The sequence below is a fragment of the Armatimonas sp. genome, assembly GCF_031410135.1.
Classification (GTDB): Bacteria; Armatimonadota; Armatimonadia; order Armatimonadales; family Armatimonadaceae; genus Armatimonas.
Map to the genome: position 1 here is coordinate 1 of NZ_JANNYP010000177.1, position 4,664 is coordinate 4,664.

Genomic DNA, 4,664 nt, shown 5'->3' on the forward strand with positions numbered 1-4,664 from the left:
CTTGTGGTCGTGGCAGCGGGCGCAGTGAAGCGTCACGCTGTTAAAGGTCGCCATCGTGTTGGTGACAATGTCGTCCCGATCCAGCGTCCGTGTCTTCTCTTTATCCACCGTGCCCTCGCGCAGCTCCGCCTGCCCGACAAAGTCCCAGGGGCCTGCGACGAGAAAGCCGGTCGCGACAATCCCTGTTGGATCGCCGGGCGTGAGCACATCGCCCGCCACTTGTTGCTGCACAAACTGCGAGTAGGGGATGTCTTTGTTCAGCGCTCCGATCACCCAGTCGCGATACGGCCAGGCATTGTCGCGGCGCTTGTCCTTGTCGTAGCCGTGCGTGTCGCCGTAGTGCACCACGTCCAGCCACTTGCGCCCCCAGCGCTCGCCATAGCCCGGTGAGGCGAGCAAGCGATCCACGAGTCTCTCGTAGGCATCGGGTCGCTTATCACTCACAAACGCTGCGATCTCGGTGGGCGTGGGCGGTAGACCCGTGAGGTCAAAGCTCAGCCGGCGGATCAGCGCGCGCCTGTCGGCCTCGGGCGAAAAGCCTAGGCCTTTGGCTTGGAGCTTGGCGAGGAGGTAGGTGTCGATGAAGCCATCTCCCCCAGCCCCTAGCCCTTTCAACCTCTCCCCCTGCCCCCTCTCCCGGGCGCTCATTCTTTGCTGGGAAAGGGGGTTCTGACTCGGATTCCCCTTTCCCAAGGAGGAACGACTGCCCGGGAGAGGGGCTAGGGGGGAGGTTAGCACCTGCCAGGCCCAGTGGGGCTTTTCGGGCTTGGTGGCGCGTGCCCAGGCGGCGAGGGGCGTAAGCTCACTCTGAGCGAGCTTGCCGCTGGGGGGCATCTTAATCGTGCTATCGTAGGCGAGGGCGGCGAGGACTTTTTTTGCCAGCGCGGCGGTGAGGGACCGATCCAGACGTACGCCAGCAGCGGCTTGCGCCGGGCCGTGGCAGGGGAGACAGTGGGTTCGGACAATCGCGGGAGGCGGTGGAATCGGGGGAGGTTGTGGGGTCATGCGAGAATCTCCTGGATCACTTTCCCGTGGACATCAGTGAGGCGGCGGTCAATACCGTTGTGGCGAAACGAGAGTCGCTTATGGTCTATTCCGAGCAGATGCAAGACCGTGGCGTGCTGGTCGTAGCAGTAGGTGGGATTGACCGCCGCGCGGAAGCTCCACTCGTCGCTCTCGCCGTAGCTGGTGCTGCCTTTAATGCCGCCACCCGCCATCCAGCTCGTGAACGCTGCCGGGTTGTGATCGCGCCCCTTGCCGCCTTGGCTACACGGCATCCGCCCAAACTCCGTCGTCCAGATCACGATCGTGTCGTCGAGCAGGCCGCGTGCCTTGAGGTCTTTGAGCAGCGCGGCGGCGGGCCTGTCCAGCTCCGCGCCCAGCATTCCGTGATCGCGTGCGAGGTCTTCGTGCGAGTCCCAGTTGCGCCGGGGGAAGCCATTGTCCGCGCCGCTCCAGATCTGCACAAAGCGCACGCCCCGCTCCAAAAGCCGCCGCGCCGTCAGGCAGCGCCGCCCCAGATCCGCCGTCACGGGATCGTCCACGCCGTAGAGCCTGCGGGTCTCCGGCGACTCTCCCGCGATATCAAGCACCTCCGGCGCAGAGAGCTGGAGCCGCGCGGCAAGGGCGTAGGACTGGAGGCGGGCACTAAGGCGCGTGTCGCCGGGCCGCGTGGCTTGGTGGGCCTTGTTGAACTTCTGCAAGAGTGCCTGGCTCTCGCGCTCGCTCTGGGGCGTCAGATAGGGCCGCTCGGGCGGAAACAGATCGTAGATTGGGGTCTTCGCCCCGGCTTTCACCACGGTTCCCTGGTGCGTTGCCGGTAGAAAACCCGCACCCCAGTTCGCCGGGCCGTTGGGCGGGACGCCACGGTTGTCGGGAAGCACCACAAACGTGGGTAAGTTGTCATTGAGCGAGCCGAGGCCATAGCTCAGCCACGCGCCCATGCTGGGAAAGCCGGGTAGGACAAAGCCGGTGTTCTGCATAAATGTCGCCGGGCCATGCACGTTGGACTTGGCGACCATTGCGTAGAGAAACGCCATGTCGTCCACGCACTCGGCCAAGTGCGGAAAGAGCCCGCTCACCCAGCGCCCACTCTTGCCGTAGCGCCTCCACTCCCACGGCGAGGGCATCACCACTCCCGGCGCGCTCTGGAATAGCTCCACTTTTCCGCCCGGATCGAACTTCTCGCCGCGCCGTTTGATCAGCTCCGGCTTGTAGTCAAAAGTATCGCACTGGCTGGCTGCGCCGGACATGAAGAGCTGCACTACGCGCTTTGCCTTGGGGGCATGGTGCAGTGTCTGATTCTCGATAAAGCTTAGCGCCAGTGTGTCTAGCATAGAAGCTACCTACTTTTTGACTTTGAGACGCACTTGCCAGACATTTTCCAGAGAGAGCTTGGCATCGAAGGACTGGGCACTGATCAGACGAAGATAACCCGTGCCAGGAGTTGTTGTCTCAAAGGTGAATGTCTCTTCACCCCCGACTCCAACCAGGCGTGGATTGGCGGGAGTCTGGCTGTACTTGCGGCTTTTGAGCTTCCAGGGATCGTTGCCGCTGAAGAAGTACCAGCTATAGCCCGTTGATGGGTTGGCGGGGAGGCGAACCGTAAAGCTCTCCCCCAGCTTGACACTAACTTCGTTGTCCTTGTCCAAGACGCCTAGTGTTTTGGTCAGGGGTTGGTGCGCCGCGGCAAACAGAGCAGTGGCCAGAAAAGTGATTCCCAGCAGTGGGAAGGAGCGAGCGATATGTCGAGACATGGGTGATTTTACCATTTTCGCCTGTCCGTCGGGTATACGTCTCTCCATGCGAGTACTGAGGAGACGCACCGTAAAAACCTGGGGCTGTGGGATCAGCCTGACGCTACTTCTCGCCGCGATGGGGCTACTCTGTCGCGAGATCGTGCTACGCGCCTCCCCCGAGCCACCGCGCACTGTCGCCAAGCCGCTGCCTCGCACCAAACCGCCGAGTGTCGAGCACTGGGACAACGCCGCCGTCGAGCTTTTAGAGCAGAACGAACGAGCACTTCAAAGTGCATATACGCTTGAGGCACAGATTGAGCGCACGAATTGCACCAACTTTAACCTCCGCTACTCGCGAACGATTTGCCTCGCCTATGCCCGCCCGAACCGGCTACGCTTTGAGCAAGCGGAAAAGGGACGACAAGAGAGCCTTCATGTTTCCGATGGTTGGCTGGAGTGGTATCTCTGGAGTGGGCGGAACGGTCCGGGCACGTACTCCTGTGGCTTTGGCTTCCCCGATGGTCGTGGCCTGAGCCAGGAGCCACTGGCAGGATTTTTCCCAAAGGGAGCGGGCTGGGGAGTGGGGGATCTTTCCTTCGCGGAGCAAGTACGTTCCGCTCTCAAGTCGCGCAGGCTCCAGTCGCTCACTCTCGTCTCGTTTGACGGAAAGCCGCGCGTGGTAATTGAATTCAGGGGAGCACGCCCCAGCTCCTGGAGCTTCGGCGAAACCGTAAGGGACATAACAACCCTCGACTTCGATTCTCATACGCTGCCAACTCGTGTCGAAGAGTCCCGGCTTTTGTGGCTCAAGGGGCAGGACTATCCCAAACGCTACGATGTGCCCCAGTACATTTGGGTACCTCAGGCCCAGCTCCAGCAGACGACCTACGCGATCCGCTCCCTCAAACTCGACACACGTCTTGCACCGGGCACGTTTGTCATGACTGTCCCACCTGGTGCCAGATCTCTCGGCGACACAAAGCGCTGGGAAAAACTCTTCACCGGATTTGTCACCCTGCGCGGCTGGGCACTTCCAGGGTAAGGTGGTGCTCTCGTGGTTACTTGATGGTTAGCTCTAGGTTGCCCTTGTCCGCATTGACCGTGATACTCATCGTGGCGGTCTTGCCCGACTCCGTCTCAGTGCCGGTTATGGTGACGCTTCCTGCTTTTACGCCCGTTACCGTGGCAGGGTTGCCCGAGGCGGAAACCGTCGCAACAGTAGCGTCACTGGTGCTCCATGTCCACTTGGTGGGGGCTGTCAAAACGGTGGCGTTGGCGGCATCCTGAGCGCTTCCCGTCACTGCTTGGGTTCCGCCAATGGCAATGGAGGCAGTGGCTGGAGTAACACCCACTTTGGTAACCGTCGTATCCATTGTCAGGGTGCCGGTGGCCGTCTGGTTCTTGATGATCGTCACTGTGGTCGAGCCTGTGGCCTGTACCACGCCCGTAGCATCGGCGTTGGGGTAGGCGCTGGCTGCCGCGGTGTAGTTCCCGACGACTAAGTCGTTAAACGTCACTGTAGTCTGATTCGTGCCTGCGGGAGGTCGCGCTACGGTTCTCTCGACACTGGCGGTTCCACTGAGCGCGATCTTAATGCTCTGCGCTGCGGTGGGGATCAAGCGGCTCTGCTCGGGCCAGTTAATCGTAAACTCTGCGGCACCCGTGGCTCGTGAGTTGGACGCATCCCCTTTTCCTCCACCGCCACAGCCTGTGAGAAAGAGTGGTAGGGCAAGGGACGTAAGAAAAAGACGGCGTGAGAGGGACAATACAGACATTCGAATTCTCCAGAGTTCGTTGAGGGAATTATACAGTCCTCATGAAGATGCTTCACCACAGAGCATGAAAATCTCGGAGCGGAACCCTCAGGGAGGGCTGTCAGGAGGCTATTTTCAAACCAGACGCCATGAACGGGGTTCACCTTGAAGC

Annotated in this window: 5 protein-coding genes; 1 reads left to right on the top strand and 4 read right to left on the bottom strand. The window is 61.0% G+C overall.

Annotated features, from left to right (window positions below; translation table 11 throughout):
- The 3 genes from RMO15_RS06320 to RMO15_RS06330 all read right to left on the bottom strand — a co-directional run.
- On the bottom strand, positions 1 to 1,005 hold a 1,005-nt coding region (locus tag RMO15_RS06320), incomplete at its 3' end, for a DUF1549 domain-containing protein (protein ID WP_309709385.1).
- Positions 1,002 to 2,336 carry a DUF1501 domain-containing protein gene (locus tag RMO15_RS06325; RefSeq protein ID WP_309709387.1) on the bottom strand — a complete coding sequence of 445 codons (1,335 nt, stop codon included), beginning with the start codon at positions 2,334 to 2,336 and terminating at the stop codon, positions 1,002 to 1,004. The genes RMO15_RS06325 and RMO15_RS06320, both read right to left, overlap by 4 nt.
- 9 nt (positions 2,337 to 2,345) lie before the next feature.
- A complete protein-coding gene (locus RMO15_RS06330; RefSeq protein ID WP_309709391.1) occupies positions 2,346 to 2,756 on the bottom strand; it encodes a protease inhibitor I42 family protein in 411 nt (136 codons plus the stop codon).
- 46 nt (positions 2,757 to 2,802) lie between these two features.
- On the opposite strand from RMO15_RS06330, the gene RMO15_RS06335 reads away from it, so the two are divergent.
- Positions 2,803 to 3,780 (top strand): hypothetical protein, encoded by a 978-nt coding sequence (locus RMO15_RS06335; RefSeq protein WP_309709394.1) that lies wholly within the window; start codon positions 2,803 to 2,805, stop codon positions 3,778 to 3,780.
- 16 nt (positions 3,781 to 3,796) lie between these two features.
- Here RMO15_RS06335 and RMO15_RS06340 read toward each other — a convergent pair whose 3' ends face one another.
- On the bottom strand, positions 3,797 to 4,513 hold the full coding sequence (locus RMO15_RS06340; RefSeq protein WP_309709396.1) for an Ig-like domain-containing protein: 717 nt from the start codon (positions 4,511 to 4,513) through the stop codon (positions 3,797 to 3,799).
- Positions 4,514 to 4,664: the final 151 nt, after the last annotated feature.